This window comes from Xenorhabdus thailandensis, from assembly GCF_037996785.1.
GTDB lineage: Bacteria > Pseudomonadota > Gammaproteobacteria > Enterobacterales > Enterobacteriaceae > Xenorhabdus > Xenorhabdus griffiniae.
Map to the genome: position 1 here is coordinate 76,656 of NZ_JBBMXF010000016.1, position 20,548 is coordinate 97,203.

At 43.3% G+C, this 20,548-nt stretch carries 16 protein-coding genes; 15 read left to right on the forward strand and 1 reads right to left on the reverse strand.

Annotated features, from left to right (window positions below; genetic code table 11):
* The first annotated feature begins 6 nt into the window (after positions 1–6).
* From cheA to AAC853_RS16085, 9 genes are all read left to right on the forward strand, one after another.
* Positions 7–2,241: a chemotaxis protein CheA gene (gene cheA / locus AAC853_RS16045; RefSeq protein WP_340615142.1), complete on the forward strand. Its 2,235-nt coding sequence runs from the start codon at positions 7–9 to the stop codon at positions 2,239–2,241.
* Positions 2,242–2,327: 86 nt separating this feature from the next.
* Positions 2,328–2,825: a chemotaxis protein CheW gene (cheW, locus tag AAC853_RS16050; RefSeq protein WP_074019720.1), complete on the forward strand. Its 498-nt coding sequence runs from the start codon at positions 2,328–2,330 to the stop codon at positions 2,823–2,825.
* A gap of 153 nt (positions 2,826–2,978) precedes the next feature.
* Positions 2,979–4,670, forward strand: a complete 1,692-nt coding sequence (locus AAC853_RS16055; protein ID WP_340615143.1) for a methyl-accepting chemotaxis protein — start codon at positions 2,979–2,981, stop codon at positions 4,668–4,670.
* A 55-nt stretch (positions 4,671–4,725) separates the two neighbouring features.
* On the forward strand, positions 4,726–6,357 hold the full coding sequence (locus tag AAC853_RS16060) for a methyl-accepting chemotaxis protein (RefSeq protein WP_340615144.1): 1,632 nt from the start codon (positions 4,726–4,728) through the stop codon (positions 6,355–6,357).
* A 6-nt stretch (positions 6,358–6,363) separates the two neighbouring features.
* Positions 6,364–7,251 carry a protein-glutamate O-methyltransferase CheR gene (gene cheR / locus AAC853_RS16065; protein ID WP_340615145.1) on the forward strand — a complete coding sequence of 296 codons (888 nt, stop codon included), beginning with the start codon at positions 6,364–6,366 and terminating at the stop codon, positions 7,249–7,251.
* On the forward strand, positions 7,244–8,296 hold the full coding sequence (locus AAC853_RS16070) for a protein-glutamate methylesterase/protein-glutamine glutaminase (RefSeq protein WP_340615146.1): 1,053 nt from the start codon (positions 7,244–7,246) through the stop codon (positions 8,294–8,296). Before cheR ends, AAC853_RS16070 begins: the two co-directional genes overlap by 8 nt.
* A gap of 82 nt (positions 8,297–8,378) precedes the next feature.
* On the forward strand, positions 8,379–8,768 hold the full coding sequence (gene cheY, locus AAC853_RS16075) for a chemotaxis response regulator CheY (protein ID WP_338885220.1): 390 nt from the start codon (positions 8,379–8,381) through the stop codon (positions 8,766–8,768).
* Positions 8,769–8,777: 9 nt separating this feature from the next.
* Positions 8,778–9,434: a protein phosphatase CheZ gene (gene cheZ / locus AAC853_RS16080; RefSeq protein WP_338885221.1), complete on the forward strand. Its 657-nt coding sequence runs from the start codon at positions 8,778–8,780 to the stop codon at positions 9,432–9,434.
* A 111-nt stretch (positions 9,435–9,545) separates the two neighbouring features.
* Positions 9,546–10,349 carry an alpha/beta fold hydrolase gene (locus AAC853_RS16085; protein WP_340615147.1) on the forward strand — a complete coding sequence of 268 codons (804 nt, stop codon included), beginning with the start codon at positions 9,546–9,548 and terminating at the stop codon, positions 10,347–10,349.
* Here AAC853_RS16085 and AAC853_RS16090 read toward each other — a convergent pair.
* A complete protein-coding gene (locus AAC853_RS16090) occupies positions 10,346–10,909 on the reverse strand; it encodes a recombinase family protein (protein ID WP_340615148.1) in 564 nt (187 codons plus the stop codon). The genes AAC853_RS16085 and AAC853_RS16090 overlap by 4 nt on opposite strands.
* A gap of 420 nt (positions 10,910–11,329) precedes the next feature.
* On the opposite strand from AAC853_RS16090, the gene AAC853_RS16095 reads away from it, so the two are divergent.
* From AAC853_RS16095 to AAC853_RS16120, 6 genes are all read left to right on the forward strand, one after another.
* Positions 11,330–12,706: an alanine/glycine:cation symporter family protein gene (locus AAC853_RS16095; protein ID WP_338885224.1), complete on the forward strand. Its 1,377-nt coding sequence runs from the start codon at positions 11,330–11,332 to the stop codon at positions 12,704–12,706.
* Between the two features lie 195 nt (positions 12,707–12,901).
* Positions 12,902–14,053 carry a flagellar biosynthesis protein FlhB gene (gene flhB, locus AAC853_RS16100; RefSeq protein WP_340615149.1) on the forward strand — a complete coding sequence of 384 codons (1,152 nt, stop codon included), beginning with the start codon at positions 12,902–12,904 and terminating at the stop codon, positions 14,051–14,053.
* On the forward strand, positions 14,046–16,133 hold the full coding sequence (gene flhA / locus AAC853_RS16105; protein ID WP_338885226.1) for a flagellar biosynthesis protein FlhA: 2,088 nt from the start codon (positions 14,046–14,048) through the stop codon (positions 16,131–16,133). The genes flhB and flhA overlap by 8 nt, the downstream gene beginning before the upstream one ends.
* A gap of 534 nt (positions 16,134–16,667) precedes the next feature.
* Positions 16,668–17,213 carry a fimbrial protein gene (locus AAC853_RS16110; protein WP_340615150.1) on the forward strand — a complete coding sequence of 182 codons (546 nt, stop codon included), beginning with the start codon at positions 16,668–16,670 and terminating at the stop codon, positions 17,211–17,213.
* A 108-nt stretch (positions 17,214–17,321) separates the two neighbouring features.
* Positions 17,322–18,026 carry a fimbrial biogenesis chaperone gene (locus AAC853_RS16115; RefSeq protein WP_338885228.1) on the forward strand — a complete coding sequence of 235 codons (705 nt, stop codon included), beginning with the start codon at positions 17,322–17,324 and terminating at the stop codon, positions 18,024–18,026.
* Between the two features lie 30 nt (positions 18,027–18,056).
* A complete protein-coding gene (locus AAC853_RS16120) occupies positions 18,057–20,546 on the forward strand; it encodes a fimbria/pilus outer membrane usher protein (protein WP_340615151.1) in 2,490 nt (829 codons plus the stop codon).
* Positions 20,547–20,548 lie beyond the last annotated feature (2 nt).

Consider the following 20,548-nt stretch of genomic DNA (forward strand, 5'->3'; position numbering starts at 1 on the left):
GTAACGATGGATATTACCGCGTTTTATCAAACTTTCTTTGATGAAGCAGATGAACTATTGGCTGATATGGAGCAGCATTTATTATTGCTCGACGCCGATGAGCCTGATCATGAGCAGTTAAACGCAATATTTCGCAGCGCCCATTCCATTAAAGGGGGTGCTGCGACTTTTGGTTTTACCAAACTGCAACAGACTACGCATGTTTTGGAAAATCTGCTTGATAGCGCCAGACGTGATGAAATACGTTTGACCATTGACATTATCAACTTGTTTTTAGAAGCGAAAGATATTATGCAGCAACAATTGGATGCCTATAAAAGTTCTCAGGAGCCGGATGAAGACACATTCAATTATATCTGCGAGACGCTGCGTCAGCTTGCGTTAGAATTACAGCAAGGGCAGCAGCAGGAAGAATTTCTTGCCACAACACCTGAGATTCAGGCTGAGCTTGCCCCGGAAGATGTTGTAAATGAAGTTGAGGAAAAACAGGCAGTAGAGTTAGCTCAGTTAGAAAAAAATCAGCCAGAGAAGCGACATTCTCCAGCAAACAAATCTAATCATGGGCGGATCCGTGTTCATTTATCTGGGTTGAAAGAACGCGAAGTCAGTTTAATGAAAGATGAATTGGGGCATCTTGGTGAGATTTATGATGTAGAACAGACTAATAATAGTCTTGAAGCTTCGTTGATCACATCTGCGACAGAAGATGATATTACAGCTGTATTGTGCTTTGTGATTGAGCCTGAGCAAATTACTTTTTTACCCACAAATGAATCTCAGTCAGAAGGTGTGGGCACTGAAACAGAACAAGATGCAGTAGCAAAAGGGGAATCTGTAGTTGATGCCTTAGTAAAAACCGATACGGTAAAAACGGTAGCAGAAAATAGCACAACAGATACGGCAGCAGAGACTACCACAGCAACAGATACGACAATTACAAATGATCCACAGTTGTCTAGTGCTCCGAAAAAAATAGATGTGCGCGAAGTTGGGCGTCCGGCACCCCGTCCAGCAGCGGGTTCGCCACGCCAGCGAGCGGAATCGTCTAGTATTCGTGTTGCAGTTGAAAAAGTTGATCAGCTTATCAATTTAGTGGGTGAATTGGTTATTACCCAATCTATGCTGGCTCAGCATTGTAACGGTCTGGAACCAACCAAACACAGTGAATTGCTAAGTTGTATGGCTCAATTACAACGAAACTCCCGTGACTTGCAAGAATCTGTCATGTCAATTCGTATGATGCCGATGGAATATGTTTTTAGCCGTTATCCGCGTTTGGTGCGGGATTTGGCTGGAAAACTCAATAAAAAAGTGGAATTGACACTCATTGGCAGTTCGACAGAACTGGATAAAAGTTTGATTGAACGGATTATCGATCCTCTCACACATCTGGTACGCAACAGTCTTGACCATGGTATCGAAAGCCCGGAAAAACGCCTTGCGGCTGGTAAACCTGAAACAGGTAATTTGACTTTGGCGGCTGAGCATCAAGGTGGAAATATTTGTATTGAAGTCATTGATGATGGTGCGGGTCTGAATCGTGAGAAAATCTTGGCAAAAGCACAATCTCAGGGCTTAAGCGTCAATGAAAATATGAGCAACGAAGAAGTGGCTATGCTGATTTTTGCTCCCGGCTTCTCTACCGCAGAAGTGGTCACTGATGTCTCTGGCCGTGGCGTTGGTATGGATGTGGTCAAGCGCAATATTCAAGACATGGGAGGGCAAATTCAGATTAACTTCCAGGAAGGAAAGGGAACTGTCATTCGCATTTTGTTGCCATTGACATTAGCGATATTGGATGGAATGTCAGTCAGAGTTAATGAGGAAGTTTTCATCCTGCCACTGAGTGCTGTAGTGAGTTCATTGCAACCACAAGAGGAAGATATTTATCCGTTGGCGGGTGATGAAAAACTATTGCTGGTACGTGGGGAATATTTACCTCTGCTGGAACTGTATCGCATATTTGATATCCCCAATGGGATCACTGATCCAACGAAAGGCATTGCTGTTATTGTGCAGAGTGCTGGACGCCGTTATGCCTTGCTGGTGGATAAGTTGGTGGGGCAACATCAAGTTGTTGTTAAAAATATTGAGAGCAATTACCGCAAAGTACCGGGTATTTCAGCTGCCACCATTATGGGGGATGGTAGCGTTGCGCTCATCATTGATGTTCCCGCTTTGCAAAAACTTAACCATGAACAATTGGCGCAGAGTAAGGCGGAATTAGCGAACAACAATTAAAAAAAGATACCCAATAGATTTCAAGTTGGCGTAACCGTAAGGGGCAGCTTGAAAGGAGAAAAAACTTCACACTAAAAGGTAACATCATGTCAGCCATAGAAGAATTTAATAAATTATCGGGGGAAACAACCGGAAAGGAATATCTGGTTTTCACCTTGGGTGATGAAGAGTATGGAATTGAAATATTAAAAGTGCAGGAAATTCGCGGCTATGATCAAGTTACCCGCATTGCAAACACGCCGGCTTTTATAAAGGGGATCACTAACCTGCGTGGAGTGATCGTGCCTATCATCGATTTGAGGATCAAATTCTCACAGGAAGATGTCACCTATAACGATAATACGGTTGTTATTGTCCTGAATTTGCTTAATCGTGTTGTCGGAATTGTGGTCGACGGTGTGTCAGACGTGCTTTCCCTGAAAGAGGATCAGATTTGTCCTGCGCCAGAATTTGCGGTTACTTTATCAACAGAATACTTAACCGGGCTTGGTTCTATTGATGAACGGATGCTGATTCTGGTTGATATCGAAAAGCTTCTCAACAGTGAAGAAATGGCATTGGTTGATTCAGTTGCCAAAGGCTGATGTTTTGGGGCTACTGCAATAAAAAAACAGCAGCCCCTTTGTCTTAGATCAAAAAAATACCGCAAAAAATCAATTTCTAGAATTTTACGTAAAGTTCCCTTTAAGTGTGCCGATAACACTGGCATAGAAATTTAGTAAAAAAAAAGGGAAGTCATGTTTAACCGAATGAAAATAGTGACGGGATTAATCTCAGTCATCATATTGTTTGGTGCTTTGCAACTTATCTCCGGGGGATTGTTCTTCAAAGGGTTGAAGAGTGATATACAAGCCTTTGACTTAATAGATAAAATGCGAGAGCAGCAAATCTATCTGGATGAAAGCTGGGTTAACCTGCTGCAAGGCCGTAATAACCTAAACCGTGTTGGCATCATGTACATGATGAAAAATCGCGGTGTTGAAGGTAGCTATAAAATTGATGACGCTTTGGGAGAAGCCAGGGCTAATATTGCTCGTGCCGAACGATTCTTCGAAAAATATGAGCAGACTGAAAGATTGTCTTTTTATGATTCAGAACGTCTGCAACGTTTGAAACAGACCCATAATGACTATCTTAATGCGCTTAAAGAATTAGATAACATGTTAGCGCATGACAAATTTGAAGAGTTTTTTCTCCATAAAACGACGGATTACCAGAACGCGTTTAATGCAGAATTTAACTTTTATTTATCTCAGAACGCAAAATTTTATGATCAGGTATCACAGGAAGCTGACAAAGCTTACAGCAATGTTGTTGTTTCATTGATCCTTGTGATGGCTCTGCTGGCTGTGGTCATAGTGATAAGCTGGATTGGTTTGCGTAAAGCATTGATCGATCCGCTGCACAAGCTACTGGAAAATATCAAGGCTTTCTCAAGAGGGGACTTGACCCAGACGATTACTGTAACTGGTAATAATGAAATGGGCATGTTAGCTGTTGGCTTGAGACACATGCAGGAAGAACTGATCAATACAGTCAGAAGTGTTCATCAAAGTACCGAAACCATCTATACCGGTACCAGCGAAATTGCAGCAGGTAACAACGATCTTTCTTCTCGTACTGAACAACAAGTGGCCTCGTTGGAAGAAACGGCTGCCAGCATGGAACAGTTGACTGCGACAGTAAAACAAAATGCTGACAATGCCCGTCAAGCCAGTAACTTGGCTGACAACGCCTCTGAGATCGCACGTCAGGGGGGCAAAGTGGTGGCTAATGTTGTTCAAACCATGCATGAAATTGCAGACAGCTCTCGCAAGATCTCTGACATCACGGGTGTCATTGATGCCATTGCTTTCCAAACTAACATCCTCGCCCTTAACGCTGCCGTGGAGGCTGCCCGTGCGGGTGAGCATGGTCGTGGTTTCGCCGTCGTTGCCGGTGAAGTGCGTAACTTGGCACAGCGCAGTGCAGAAGCGGCTAAAGAGATCAAAGCGTTGATCGAAGACTCTGTTAGTCGTACAGATACCGGTTCCATGCAGGTAGAAAGTGCTGGCGAAACCATGAACAAAATTGTCGATTCTGTTACTCGTGTGACTGACATTATGGGGGAAATTGCCTCGGCTTCTGATGAGCAAAGCAGAGGGATCACGCAAGTTGGTGTTGCTATTTCTGAAATGGATAGAGTCACACAGCAAAATGCGTCATTGGTTGAGCAATCTGCTGCTGCTGCGGCGGCATTGGAGGAACAGGCCAAGATATTAACCAAAGCGGTTGCGATGTTCCAGCTATCGGAGCAGGCAGAAAGGAAACAGCCTGAGAAAAGAAAAAATGAAGTTTTATCGTCGATTCCTCCAGCTAATAAAACGAATCCTCCCGTATTGAAGAAAGAAAACAATGTGGAAGACCCCTCTAATTGGGAAACATTCTAAAAAATAATAGCGATAACCACGGCTGCATTATGCAGCCGTTAAACGAGGTGATTACATGTTAGGCAAGCTTCGCATATCAACCAGTTTGTATCTGTTACTGATGATGTTTTGTGTTATGCAAATTATTTCGAGTGGTTTGTCTCTGGGAATAATTCATACAGACCAGACATATATCGAAAGAATTGATCTGGGCACTCAACGGAGAGATACCCTTGGGTTGAGTTGGGCGGCATTGTTACAAACGCGTAATACTCTAAACAAAATCGCGATTGCCCATAAAGTGGGGCAACCACAAACTCAGGTAGAAGCAATGGAGGCGTTGCTTAAAAGCTCACTGAATGAAGCAGACAGGAGTTTCGCCAAATTTAGTTCATTACCTCGGATAGAACAAACTGATCATAGTGCAGCTTTATTAGCTGCGGTTGAACATTCTTATCAAGAATATATCAATGCATTAAAAGAGCTAAAAACGTATCTTTATGAAGGTAATTTTCAGGCTTTCCTTGATCAACCTACAGAAGATTACCAACGTAAGATGGAAATTGCATATAACAACTATATGCAATATCTCGGTGATAACATTAACTCAGCGGTTGCTGAGGGGAAATTTTTCTACAAAGTATCCATTGCCATGTTTTTTGGCGCTGTCTTGATGGTATTTGTTGTTTCAATAGCGGCTAATTGGTGGCTAAAACGTAACCTTCTCAGACCGTTTTCGAATATGAGAGCTTGCTTCCAGGATGTAGCGGAAGGGCGTTTGGATAAAGAAATTGCTGTGTTCACCAAGGATGAGATTGGTGATATTTTCCGCAAGCTGCGTGATATGCAGGCATCATTAGTCAAATCCATTGCTGCAGTGCGTGAGAATACCAACCAGATGTATTCTGGTATTCAAGAGATCACTCAAGGCAATACGGATTTATCCTCACGTACGGAACAACAGGCAGCATCATTGGAAGAAACGGCTGCCAGTATGGAAGAGTTGACCGTTACTGTTAAACAGAACGCAGAGAATGCGCGCCAAGCCAGTGAATTGGCGATATCGGCTTCTCAGACTGCGTCAAAAGGTGGCGAATTGACCACAAGTGTTGTGGCAACGATGGATGAAATTGCCAAAAGTTCGAAAAAAATTAGCGCTATTATTAGCGTTATTGATGGTATTGCTTTCCAGACCAATATTTTGGCACTGAATGCTGCCGTTGAAGCAGCTCGTGCCGGTGAACAGGGACGTGGATTCTCCGTAGTGGCCGGTGAAGTCCGTGACTTGGCGCAACGCAGTGCCGAAGCCGCGAAAGAAATAAAAACATTAATTGATGAATCTGTCCATCGTGTTAATCAGGGTTCAGAATTGGTGAATAATGCAGGGCAAACGATGGATGAATTGGTTAGGTCAGTGAACCAGGTAACTGATTTAATGGCTGAAATTGCTGCTGCTTCTGATGAGCAGAGCCGTGGCATTCATCAAGTTGCTCAAGCGGTCAGCCAGATGGATCAAGTCACACAGCAAAATGCTGCATTGGTGGAACAATCTGCGTCTGCCGCTGCCGCTCTTGAAGACAAGGCAGATATCCTGGTGAAAACCGTTGCTCAATTTGAACTACCTAAAAGTTTGGAAGGTGAATACGCTCATCAGGCGACCGCTACATCAAACATGACTGATGAGCATGTTGTAAGTCAACTACGCTGAGGTCAGATGAAAGCCAATTCAATAGCTTCGGATACTGATGCTACTGCGTCGCTAAACTTTATGCTTCAGCGACATGCTTTGTCGGATGCGCAATTTGAGCGCATCTGCCAGTTTATCTACCAACGGGCTGGCATAGTACTGGCAAAAAATAAGCGCGAGATGGTATACAACCGTTTAGTCAGACGGCTTCGTGTATTGGGACTTAATGATTTTGGTCAATATTTATCGATTTTGGAACAGGACAGTCACAGTAAAGAATGGGAATCTTTCATTAATGCATTGACCACCAATCTCACCGCGTTTTTCAGAGAGTCTCATCATTTTCCTATTTTGGCGGCACATGCCAGCAGACAAAATGGCGGCGCGTACCGAGTTTGGAGCGCTGCCGCTTCAACGGGTGAAGAGCCATATTCTATTGCAATGACCTTGTGTGATGCACTGGGACATCGGTCAAATCGGATAAAAATCATTGGCAGCGATATTGATACTAGTGTGCTGGAAAAAGCCAGACGGGGTATTTATCGGCTGGAAGAATTACAGTATCTAAATGAAAGCCAAAAGAAAAAATATTTTTTCAGAGGAGTTGGCCGTTTTGAAGGATATGCACGGGTTCGTCCTTTACTTGCTGAATTGGTGAGTTTCCAGCACTTGAATCTACTCGATTCTGATTGGGCACTCGAAGGTAAGTTTGATGCGATATTCTGCCGTAATGTCATGATTTATTTTGATAAAAAGACACAGGAAAGGATCTTGCGTCGTTTTGTCAGTTTCTTAAAACCGGATGGTTTGCTCTTTGCAGGGCATTCCGAAAACGTCACTCAAATCAGCCGAGAGTTCTACTTGCAAGGACAGACCGTTTACGGTGTAGGTCGGGCAAGGAGGGGTCATGAATAAAATAACTGTTCTTTGTGTGGATGATTCGGCGTTGATGCGTCAAGTCATGCGGGAAATTATCAATAGTCACCCTGACATGGAAGTCGTGGACTGTGCTCCGGATCCATTCGTTGCTCGCGATTTAATTAAAAAGCACAATCCGCAGGTACTGACATTGGATGTTGAAATGCCACGCATGGATGGCATTGATTTTTTAGAAAAACTGATGCGGTTACGCCCTATGCCTGTTGTGATGGTTTCCTCTCTGACAGCAAAAGGTTCGGAAATTACATTGAAGGCATTGGAACTGGGGGCGGTAGACTTTGTCACTAAGCCACAATTGGGTATCCGTGAAGGTATGTTAGCTTACAGCGAACTGATTGCTGAAAAAATCCGTGCCGCAGCTCAAGCTAGAATTAGTCCTGCGGAACCGACAGCTGTAAATACAACACCATTAAATTTCAAGCCACTCTTATCCAGTGAAAAACTAATCGCAGTAGGGGCATCGACAGGAGGAACAGAGGCAATCAAAAACCTGCTGCAACCTCTGCCGATCACCAGTCCGGCTTTATTAATTACTCAACATATGCCTCCGGGGTTCACCCGTTCTTTTGCACAACGACTTAATAAACTGAGTCAAATCACGGTAAAAGAAGCGGAGGATGGAGAACGTGTTCTGCCGGGACATGCCTATGTTGCGCCTGGTGATCGTCATATGGAGCTTTGCCGTAGCGGTGCCAATTATCAAATCATGATAACTCATTCCCAGCCGGTTAATCGTCATCGTCCTTCTGTCGATGTTCTCTTTCGTTCTGTTGCAAAGTATGCCGGGCGCAATGCGGTAGGCGTTATCTTAACAGGTATGGGAAATGATGGTGCTGCGGGTTTGCTGGAAATGAAACAGGCAGGTGCTTACACATTGGCTCAAAGCGAAAAAAGTTGTGTCGTATTTGGAATGCCACGTGCTGCGATCCAGTTAGGGGCGGTGGATGAAGTCATGGATCTTCAAAAAATCAGTAAAACTATGTTGGCCAAAATCAGTGCAGGGCAATCGGTTCGTATTTAGTCGTTGTATTTGGTAGTTGTATTTGATGTTAATTTTTGCAGCGCTCTGTGCTGCTGGATAAGTGAAATTCCAAGGAGTTTTTATGGCAAGTAAGGATCTGAAATTTTTGGTCGTCGATGACTTTTCAACTATGCGTCGAATTGTACGTAATCTACTGAAAGAATTGGGATTCAACAATGTAGATGAAGCACAGGATGGGGCAGAAGCGTTGACTAAACTCCGCACTGCCGAATTTGATTTTGTTATTTCTGACTGGAATATGCCAAATATTGATGGCCTCGAATTGCTGAAAATGATTCGCAGTGAAGAAAAACTGGCCGCTTTACCTGTCCTAATGGTAACGGCAGAAGCAAAAAAAGAGAACATTATTGCAGCAGCCCAAGCTGGAGCGAGTGGTTATGTTGTGAAACCGTTTACTGCGGCTATTTTGGAAGAGAAACTCAATAAAATATTTGAAAAACTGGGGCTCTAAGGAGACAAAATGAGTGAAAATCCAGTCATGCCGAGAGGTGAGGCAATCTCGACCAGTGAGATAATCAGCCGTATTGGGCAGTTAACCAGAATGCTGCGCGATAGTTTACGTGAACTGGGATTGGATCAAACCATCGCTCAGGCGGCTGAAGCGATCCCAGATGCAAGAGAACGATTGAATTACGTTGTCCAAATGACGGCCCAAGCGGCTGAAAGGGTGTTGAACTGTGTTGAAGTAGCACAGCCCCGTCAGAACGAATTGGAAACGTCAGCCAAAGCCTTAACCCAACGTTGGGATGAATGGTTTGCAAATCCGAAGAATTTGGATCTGACTGATGCTCGTTCACTGGTAACGGACACGAGGAACTATTTGAATCTCGTACCTGATCATACCTCATTTACCAACACCCAATTACTTGAAATTATGATGGCGCAAGACTTTCAGGATCTTACTGGGCAGGTAATTAAACGGATGATGGAAGTCATTCAGGAGCTAGAAAAACAGTTGGTCATGGTATTAATGGAAAATATGCCTTCTGACCAGATGGCTAAAGCGAAAAAAGAGAACGACAGTCTCCTTAATGGCCCTCAAGTTAACCAAAATAGTGCCGGAGTGATTACCAACCAAGCACAGGTTGATGATTTGTTGGATAGTTTAGGTTTTTGATCACGAATATAATTGCTTTAACGAACAGGACTTTATATTTTTGGTGCGCTTGGGGGAGTTCCAAGCGCCTTTTTCGATGGCATTAATTCAGATTATGCAAAGGAAAGTATTGTGGAGTCGATTGATAAAGTTATTAAGTTAAAAGATTCATTGGTTTCTTACCGTAAGGAATTTCCAGACAATACGCAAAATAACAAAAAATCAATTATCTTCCTGCATGGCACAAATAGTAGCGGTGACAGTAGCTTTGGAGAGATAAAAAAGGCGTTTAGCCGTGACCGAACTGTTATCATTCCTGACTATGCAGGTTGTGGAAATTCTGAACTACCGCCAGAAACATTGACTATTGAGCATCTGGTGGAACAAGTTGCTGCTGTGATAGAAGATAGCAGCCATTTTCCTGTTGATTTAGTCGGTGTTTCCCTGGGAGCCGTTGTTGCGGCAGTTGTCGCAGCCAAATATCCAAATCTCATTGATAAGTTAATATTGACCGCTCCGTGGGCGACAAGTCATGATCCTCGCCACCAATTGGTATTCAATACTTGGTTACATTTGGAGTTGAATGACAAACCATCAGCGATGGCTTTTGCCTTATCACATGCTCTAAGCCCTGAATTTATCGCATCATTGGGACATGAGACTATACAGCGGATCTGCTCTCAACCTGCAGAAAAAGGGATAGAAAGACGTATTGCTTTGGGGTTATCTATAGATATAAAAGATTATCTTCCTCAAATAGATAAAAACACGCTGGTTATTGGCTTAAACAGTGATACGTTAATCCCTCCTTATTTGGTATGTGAAGTTTATAAGAACATTAACAACAGTACCTACAGAGAGATTAATAGTGGCCACGCGGTACAAATTGAGAAGCCAACAGAGTGGGTTAGTTTGATAAAAGAGTTTATAAACTAATTAACCACTTCCCCTACAGGTAAGTACTTATAAATTGTTGATAACGATACATTGTAAATAATCGACAACTGCTTCCGGCTATGCCCTTTGTTCAGTAATCTGACAGCCTGTTGTCGATTTGCTTCGGTAAACACGACGGGTCGTCCCCCCATTCGTCCCTGTTCCCGTGCGGCGGCCAAACCTGCATTGGTTCTTTCTACAATAAGTTCACGTTCCATTTCTGCAAGTGCACTCATTACATGGAAGAAAAACCTTCCCATTGCCGTACTGGTATCAATACTGTCAGTCAGACTTTGAAAATGAATTCCGCGTTCATGCAGTTCTGAAATCAGTGTGACCAGATCCTTCACACTGCGCCCCAATCGATCCAATTTCCAAACCACCAGAGTATCGCCAGGTTTAAGATGTTTTAAGGCGCGTTTTAGCCCTGGACGATTAACCGTCTTCCCACTGATTTTGTCTTCAAAAATCAGCTCACAGTGAATATTGATTAACGCATTTCTTTGTAAATCACTATTTTGGTCATTTGTAGACACTCTGATGTAACCAATTCTTGCCACTGATAATCCTTTAGTAACCTTGATAACTATTTAAAATGAAAATAATACCTTTTTATTTACTATAAAAAACCTTTAATTTATTTAATGTCAAAATAAAAATTGGTTGGCTGGTAGGGAAAATTCAGAATAATTGATGTATACCAAACTAACTTCAAGATGCTTGTGATTTTTCCCCGCAAAGCGGGGAGAAATCAGGTTTCATATCGTGTTGTAAATTGCAACTTGAAGTTTAATGCGTATAACAAGAATTATTACCAATAAAGTTGGTAAAGAGTAATCATAACGAGTGACTTAACTCACAGTATCCATTTTTTCTTGCTGAAGGCCCTCAATTAATCCTCGCTTATTTTGCCAAAATGCTCTTTATTTAATTGAAATAATTTTGTTGCCAACTTGTTATATTGAATGCCGAGGGTGTATATGGAATTGATTACACAATGGTTAGCTGCATTAAACGGGGTAGTATGGGGTGTTCCCATGCTAATTGGGCTTTTGGGTATTGGTATCTTCATGCAAATCCGTTTGTCCTTCTTACCGATCCGTAAATTAGGCACGGGGTTTAAATTACTCTTTCAAAAAAATGAACAACGTGGTGAAGGTCAGATTTCACCTTTTAACGCCCTAATGACTGCATTGTCGGCGACAATCGGGACTGGAAATATCGCAGGAGTGGCGACAGCCATTGTGATGGGCGGGCCGGGAGCAATGTTCTGGATGTGGATGACCGCATTGGTGGGCATGGCGACGAAATATTCGGAAGCGGTTTTGGCGGTACGTTTCCGTGAAACCGATAAAAACGGTAATTACGTTGGCGGCCCGATGTATTACATCAAAAACGGCTTAGGAAAAAAATGGGTTTGGCTGGGAACGCTTTTTGCTTTCTTTGGCAGTATTGCAGGTTTTGGTATCGGTAATACAGTACAAGCTAACTCTGTCGCTGACGTATTGCAAAGTAACTTTGGTATTGAAAAAACCATCACGGCCGGTATCTTGGTCGTTTTGGTTGGTGCCGTGTTAATTGGCGGTATCAAGCGCATTTCTGATGTTGCAGGTAAATTAGTGCCTATTATGACAGTCGGTTACTTTGGGGCAGGGATTGTTGTTTTGGCACTCAATCTTACAGCTATTCCCGATGCTTTTGTTTTAATCGTCAAATCAGCTTTCACTCCCGTTGCGGCGCAGGGGGGATTTGCTGGTGCAGCCGTTTGGGCGGCGATCCGTTTTGGTATTGCCCGTGGTGTATTCTCTAACGAAGCAGGTATGGGAAGTGCCCCCATTGCCCACGCAGCGGCAAAAACCCAAAACCCCATTCGTCAGGGTTTGATTGCGATGCTGGGAACCTTTATTGATACGATCGTTGTTTGCTCCGTGACAGGCTTAACTATTGTTATTACCGGTGGCTGGCTGACAGGCCAAACAGGCGCAACACTAACCGCAGCCTCCTTCTCAACCGTGATACCAGGAGGCAACTATATCGTTGCTGTTGCTTTGGCTATTTTCGCCTTTACAACCATTTTGGGATGGAGTTTTTATGGTGAGAAATGTATCCAATATTTATTGGGGCCAAAAGCCATAGTACCTTTTCGTATCGTTTGGATTATCGCGTTGCCGATTGGCGCCACTCAGTCGTTAACCTTTGTTTGGTTGCTGGCTGATACCCTTAATGCCATGATGGCGATCCCCAATCTGATAGCAATTGCTTTTCTGAGTCCAGTTGTTTATCGCCTGACGAAAGATCATATTCGTGACGTTAATGCTGATAGTATTAATATTAAGGCACCAGTTAAAACAGATTGAAAAACGGTTTGAGATGGCTGGTAACAGCCATCTCAATTCAAGACAGTTGTCATAATGCTCCAAATACCCCCGCAAATTTTGCAGTGTTCCCGCCATTGAATTTCTAGGCTTTTGTCATGCTTAACACAATTTTATTTGCCCACTCCTAAAGGCAAATTTTCTGCACGTAATCACGAATGCTCACCAAGGAAAGCAGTGGCTGAAGATAGCGATCTCGAAAAAACCGAAGAACCCACGCCCCATAAACGGGAAAAAGCGCGTAAAGAGGGGCAAATAGCGCGTTCTAAGGAACTCACCTCAATCTTGATGTTAGCGGGAGGGGTAAGCCTGCTCTGGATGAGCGGACAATCGATTACCCATGAACTTTCCTTAATGGTGTTTGAAGGATTCAATTTCGACCACAGTATGGTCAGTAACGACAAACAGATGGTGCAACAAGTCGGCCGGTTACTAAAGCAGGCGGTTTGGGCACTACTGCCGATTTTTGTCGGATTGGTATTGATTGCTATTAGTGCGCCAGCATTGATGGGCGGGCTGCTATTCAGTTCAAAATCCATCAAATTTGATTTGGCTAAGCTGAATCCTATCTCTGGTTTGAAAAAAATATTCTCCATGAATGCGCTGGCGGAATTATTCAAAGCTATTTTGAAGGCATCACTAGTGGGAGGTGGTGGTGCTCTGTTTATCTGGCTTAATTGGCCTACTATGCTCAATTTGGCTGCTCAACATCCGTTGATAGCCTTGAGCGATGCCATGATGATGCTGATTTTTGCCAGTTATATTGTCTTATTTATGCTGATACCCATGGTGGCGTTTGATGTGTTTTATCAGATCCGCAGTCACCTGAAAAAATTGAAAATGACTCGTCAGGAGATCAAGGATGAATTTAAGGAGCAAGAAGGGGACCCACATGTAAAGGCAAGAATTCGTCAACAACAGCGAGCGGCTGCGCGTAAGCGCATGATGGCAGATGTGCCGAAGGCGGATGTCATTGTCACCAACCCGACTCATTACGCTGTTGCCTTGCAATATGACAGCAAAAAAATGAGTGCCCCCAAAGTGTTGGCAAAAGGGGCAGGGCTCATTGCCTTGCACATTAAAGAAATTGGTATGGAAAATCGCATTCCACTACTGGAGGCCCCCCCTTTGGCACGAGCGTTATTTCGCCATGCTGAGGTAGGTGGTTTTATTCCTGCGGCGCTCTATTCTGCTGTCGCAGAAGTCCTTGCCTGGGTTTACCAATTGAAACGTTGGAAACAGGAAGGTGGTTTGAAACCGAAAAAACCTGAAAATCTGCCAGTGCCGCCAGCACTGGATTTTGCTGGAGAAAATAATCGTCATGGCTAATCTGGCCTCATTATTACGTTTATCGGGGAATATAAAAGGCTCCCAGTGGCAAATGCTTGCGGGGCCTGTTCTGATACTCATGATCTTGTCGATGATGGTACTGCCGTTGCCCGCATTCCTGCTTGATCTACTGTTCACTTTTAACATTGCGCTTTCTATCATGGTCTTGCTGGTGGCCATGTTCACTCGCCGGACATTGGATTTTGCCGCATTCCCGACCATTTTGCTGTTTTCAACTTTACTGCGCCTGTCACTTAATGTGGCTTCCACACGAATTATCCTGATGGAAGGACACACGGGATCTGCCGCGGCAGGGCAAGTCGTGGAAGCCTTTGGTCACTTCCTAGTTGGCGGTAATTTTGCCATCGGTATTGTAGTCTTCGTTATCTTGATCCTGATTAACTTTATGGTCATAACCAAAGGTGCAGGGCGTATTGCAGAAGTTGGTGCACGCTTTGTATTGGATGGAATGCCTGGTAAACAGATGGCGATTGATGCTGATCTGAACGCAGGATTGATCGGCGAAGATGAAGCTAAAAAACGTCGTGCCGAGGTGACACAGGAAGCGGATTTCTACGGTTCAATGGATGGGGCGAGCAAATTTGTACGTGGCGATGCAATTGCTGGATTGATGATATTGGTGATCAACATCATTGGTGGCTTGATCGTTGGTGTTGCCCAACACAATTTGTCTTTGGGGGATGCCGCAGAAGCCTATACCTTGCTAACCATCGGTGATGGCTTGGTTGCTCAGTTACCCGCATTAATTATCTCCACAGCGGCAGGTGTTATCGTAACGCGCGTAGCGACAGATGAAGATGTGGGTCAACAAATGGTGACCCAGCTTTTCAACAATCCAAAGGTAATGATGTTGAGTGCAGGTGTACTCGGTCTGCTTGGATTGGTCCCGGGAATGCCTAACTTCGTTTTCTTGTTATTTACGGCGGCTTTAGCGGGCGTGGGCTATTTCCTACTGCGTAAGGAAAAAAATCCGCTTGTGACACAACATGAAGAGATGAAAGCGGTGGAAGAGCAACAACAAACCGCAGAGGCTTCATGGTCTGATGTACAACTGGAAGATCCACTCGGAATGGAAGTGGGTTATCGTTTGATCCCAATGGTAGACTTCCGCCAAAACGGCGAATTGCTGGGTCGTATTAGCGGTATTCGCAAAAAATTCGCGCAAGAAGTGGGCTATTTGCCACCAGTTGTGCATATTCGTGACAACCTTGAATTGGCGCCCGCCAGCTACCGTATCATGATGAAAGGCGTAGAAATTGGGCGTGGAGAAGCCCATCCGGGACGTTGGTTGGCGATTAATCCGGGCGGTGCTGTAGGTGAATTGCAGGGTGACTTAACGACAGATCCGGCCTTTGGCCTGGCTGCTGTCTGGATTGATGACAGTCTAAGGGAACAGGCGCAGGTGCAAGGTTATACCGTCGTGGCTGCCAGCACAGTTGTTGCGACTCACTTAAACCATTTGCTCTCCCAGCATTCCAGTGAACTGTTTGGAAGACAGGAAGCGCAACAATTGTTTGAACGCGTCAGTCAGGAAATGCCAAAACTAACAGAGGATTTCATTCCTGATGTGGTAAGCCTGACAACGCTGCATAAAGTTTTGCAAAACTTACTGGCGGAACAAGTGCCAATTCGCGATATGCGTACTATTGTTGAAACACTGGCAGAACATGCTCCGGTACAAAAAGATCCTTACGAATTGACGGCCATGATTCGGATTGCACTTGGCAGGGCGATTGCCCAGCAATGGTTCCCAGGTACAGATGAAATCAAAGTTATTGGTTTGGATGCGGGTTTGGAACGATTGCTGCTGCAAGCACTGCAAAATGGCGGCGGACTGGAGCCGGGTCTGGCGGAAAGTTTGGAACGTCAGGCGGCAGAGGCATTGGAGCGTCAGGAAATGTTGGGGGCGCCACCTGTATTATTGGTCAACCATGCACTGCGTCCGCTATTGTCTCGTTTCTTACGCCGTATACTTCCTCGGTTGGTTGTACTGTCCAACCTTGAAATTACCGATAATCGTCAAATCAGAATGACGGCAACGATTGGGGGAGCAAGATAGCATTGACAACGACCGTATTTTATTAAGAAAAAAATAATAAATATAAGGTGATTGTTTAGCAAAACCCGCCGAAAACCCCCGCCCAATGCGGGCGGGGATATAAGGTGATCACCATATTATAGATTAATCACGCATAATTAATCCTCATATCCTTGCCATTGTGGTTGTTGTTTCATTTCTTCTGGAATTAATTTAAAGAGCATTTTCATTCTCTCTTTATGAAAATGATAGTTAATCATTTATCTTATAAATATAACAATCTAACCTAAAGATTCGTGTGATTTATCCCTGTGAAGCGAGGAGAAATCACATGCATCTTGAGGTTAGATTGGTATATAGGAATAAATATATCTCCAATTTCTCTTTTAATCATTAAAAATATAATTATTAAGACTACATAATTTAAAGGACTATATTTATTAAATTCTGAGATGGAATAAATTAAATTTTTAATATTAATTTCTATGGGTTTTAAATCGAAATATAAATTCATTTCGATGGATTCTACACGCATAATATAAATGGAATAAATAAATGAAGTTATTAATGAAATCAGCTATTGTTGTGACAATTTGGAGTTCTATGATTGTTTCTGCATTTGCTATTAATAACAATGGCAGTATTACTTTTACCGGTAAAGTGACGAAAGGAACATGTTCTACTGCTGTAGCGGGTGATGGTGGTAATGTCACTATGGCTGATGTTGGTGTGGGTGATTTTACAAATACAGGTGATGCTAAAGGTGATACACCTTTTAAAATTAAACTGAGTGGTTGTAAATCATCGGATAATTCTTCAGTAAAGATTAGATTTACTGGTATTCAAGATCGTGGTAATAACAAGGTATTAGCGAATACTGCTTCGGGGTCTCCTGCAACAGGGGTTGGCATTGGTATTTATAATAAATCAGGAGAGCAAATCGGAATAGGAGAACCACTTGTGACAGTTGATACCTTAACTACCAGAGATACTTTTAAGGAATTGCAATTTATTGCTAAATATGTAGCGATAAAAGACAAAAATAATATTACATCTGGCTTAGTTCAGGCTAGGGCTGCATTTACAGTAGAATACGACTAACTCTAACTCCTTACATTTCCGTTTTCTTTTTTTATTGTACCTGTGATATTCCCACTGTACTTGGTGGGAATATTTTTTATTTTGAAGTGATGTAGGGATAGGATCGTTATGTCAAAACATTTTTTTATCGGGCTACTATTTATTCTGCCTGTTTTCTTTCTCCCTCCTGTCCACGCTGGAATATCACTGAGTAGTACTCGGGTGATCTATGAATCTTCACAACGTGAAGTTGCTATTGCCGTCATCAACGATAGTCAAGATGATGTATACCTTATTCAATCTTGGGTCGATATGTTTACCCCAACGATTGAATCTTCTGGTCAAAAAGCCCCATTTTTAGTGACACCGCCTTTATTTCGTCTGGATGGTGAGCAGGAAAATCGTTTACGAATTATTTTAATGGATAACACACTGCCACAGGATCGTGAATCTATTTTTTGGTTTAACGTTAAGGCCATTCCTGCCTCGAAAAATGATGAATCAAATCGTTTATTAATCTCGCTGAAAAACCGGATAAAACTCTTTTATCGTCCAAAAGGGTTAACAGAACAACTTGCTGTAACGGCTTATCAGCAGTTGATCTTTTCCCGGCAAGCAGGGCAATTGGTGGTGCAGAATCCTACACCATTTTATGTCTCCTTTTATGACATCAGGCTTGGAAACAGTGTAATACCAGAAGCTGGCATGGTGGCACCCTTTAGCAACCGACAATGGCCGTTACCTATAAGCTCTGGTAATAACATTATCTGGAGAGCCATCAATGATTATGGTGGTATCACTGAGCCCCAATACCAAACATTGTCATCCCTATAATAACCTATCAGTCACAAGACGCTTGGTATCATGAGCTTGATTATTTCTGTTGCCTATAATTGGTTGTTGTTAACGATGACATTGGTGATACCTACTGTTGGGTATTCCAGTGAATATTTCGACCTCAATGCATTGGAAATCGATGATCCGTCTGCTCCGCTACCTGATTTAAGTTATTTTGCCGAAAAAGGGGGCAGTGCGCCAGGAACATATAGAGTTGCTGTCCGTGTTAATGATCAGGACAAAGGCACACAGGATATCCAATTTGTGATAGGGGCAGAAAAAAAACTGCAACCTGTCTTATCGGTTCAACAATTAGTTGACTGGGGAGTCAATGTATCTGCTTTCCCTGGTTTGAAACCAGAAGATCAATTTTCTGATTTACCTAATGTTATTCCTTATGCCAGTGCATCATTACAACTGAGCCAGCAAACCCTATTGATTACCATTCCTCAGGCGGAGATGGTAACGATAGCGAGCGAAGCGATTGATTCATCACTTTGGCAGCAAGGAGAATCGGCACTATGGATCAGTTATGATTTGAATGGAACTAACACTTGGAGTAAAAACGACTCTAGTACGAATAATTTCTATATGAATTTACGTAGTGGCTTTAATTGGGGAAGCTGGCGTTTACGAAATTATTCCACCTACTATCGGAATTTTGGGAGAAACAATAGTGATAAACCCCATTGGGAAAATTTGAGTACATCTTTGCAGCGAGATATTCATACCCTAAAAAGCCAGCTTGTAGTTGGTGAGACCAATACACAAGGGGATCTGTTTAACGGATTTGCTTTTCGGGGGATCACCTTGATGTCGGATGATAACATGCTGCCAGATAGCCAGCGGGGATTTGCCCCAGTGGTACGAGGGATCGCAGAAAGTAACGCGCAGATCACTGTTCGTCAAAACGGGTATATCATTTATCAGGCTAATGTTCCGCCCGGCGCTTTTGTTATTGATGACCTTTATCCAACCTCTTCTGGGGGAAATTTGGATATCGTAATTCGGGAAGCAGATGGCCGTGAGCGCTATTTTGTTCAACCATTTTCATCAATTCCTGTGATGTTGAGGGAAGGGAATTTAAAATACAATTTTACGGTAGGAAAATACCGTAATTTGCACGCAGATGCCCATCAGCCATTCTTTATGCAAAGCGAGGTTTATTACGGCCTGCCATATGCAACAACCCTGTATGGCGGTCTGTTATTGTCTGCGAAATATCAAGCATATGCAGTTGGTATAGGATATAGCCTTGGTTGCTGGGGATCGCTGGCGTTTGATATCACACAGTCGCAGGTTGATATTATCAATCAAGGTCAACAACGGGGTTGGGTCTATCGGGCACAGTATGCTAAAGACTTCGAACAAACTGGAACGAATTTTTCCCTGACAAATTATTATTACCCTTCACCCCATTTTTACGAATTTCAGGACGCCAATAACAGGGAGGTGTTCGATGAGCCATCACATCAAAATAAACATAAATTTCAATTCACACTGAGCCAAAGTTTGTCGGATTATGGCAGCCTCTATTTTTCTGGCTATGTGCAGAATGATTGGGAAAGCAGAGGTATTAGCCGCAATTTGGATGTGGGATATAGCGTAAATTATTCCAATATTCATTACACCCTGAATTACGTCCAAAGCAGGAATGCCGGCGATTCAATGGTTGACAACCAACTGGCATTCAATATACAGATCCCGTTTGAGCGGGGGCTACCAGGTAGCTGGGCAACTTATAGCATCAATCATAATCGCCGTGGCGATATTAACCAGTCAATTGGCTTGGGGGGTACGGCTTTAGATGGATTGAATTACTCCCTGCAACAGAGTCACAGTAATGACGGTCAAGGCACTAGCAGTAATATAAGCCTTAACTATAAAGGCCGTTATGGGGTGTTATCTGGCGGATATCACTATGGTAATAACGCACAACAGATTAATTATGGCCTTAGAGGGGGGATGGTTGCCCATCGCTATGGCTTGACTTTATCGCAACCGCTGGGGGAGACGATTGTTTTGGTCAAAACATCTGGAGCTACCGGCATTAAGGTTACTGGCTATGGCGGTGTTGAAACTGATGGACAAGGTTATGCTGTATTGCCTTATGTTAGCCCTTATCATCGTAATCGTATCGCTCTGTCACCGGATTCTTTTGGGGAAGGTGTGGAGATTGGAACCAATATCCAGACTGTTATTCCAACACAGGGAGCCATGGTTTTGGCTGACTTCCAGACATGGCTCGGTCGCAGGGTATTGTTCACTTTGACTTATCAGGGTAACCCTATCCCTTTTGGCGCAATAGCGACTGTGAATGGAGAAAACACCTTTCGTTCTACTGCAAATCACAGCATCGTTGGTAACGGGGGAGAAGTTTATTTCGGTGGTGTGCCAGAACAAGGTCAGCTTTCGGTTCAATGGGGGAGTGGGCAGTTTGAGCAGTGTAAAGCACGTTTTCTTTTGCCGAAAAGTAAGGCAATGGTGATTTCAACAAAGGTCGATTGTTATCCATAAAA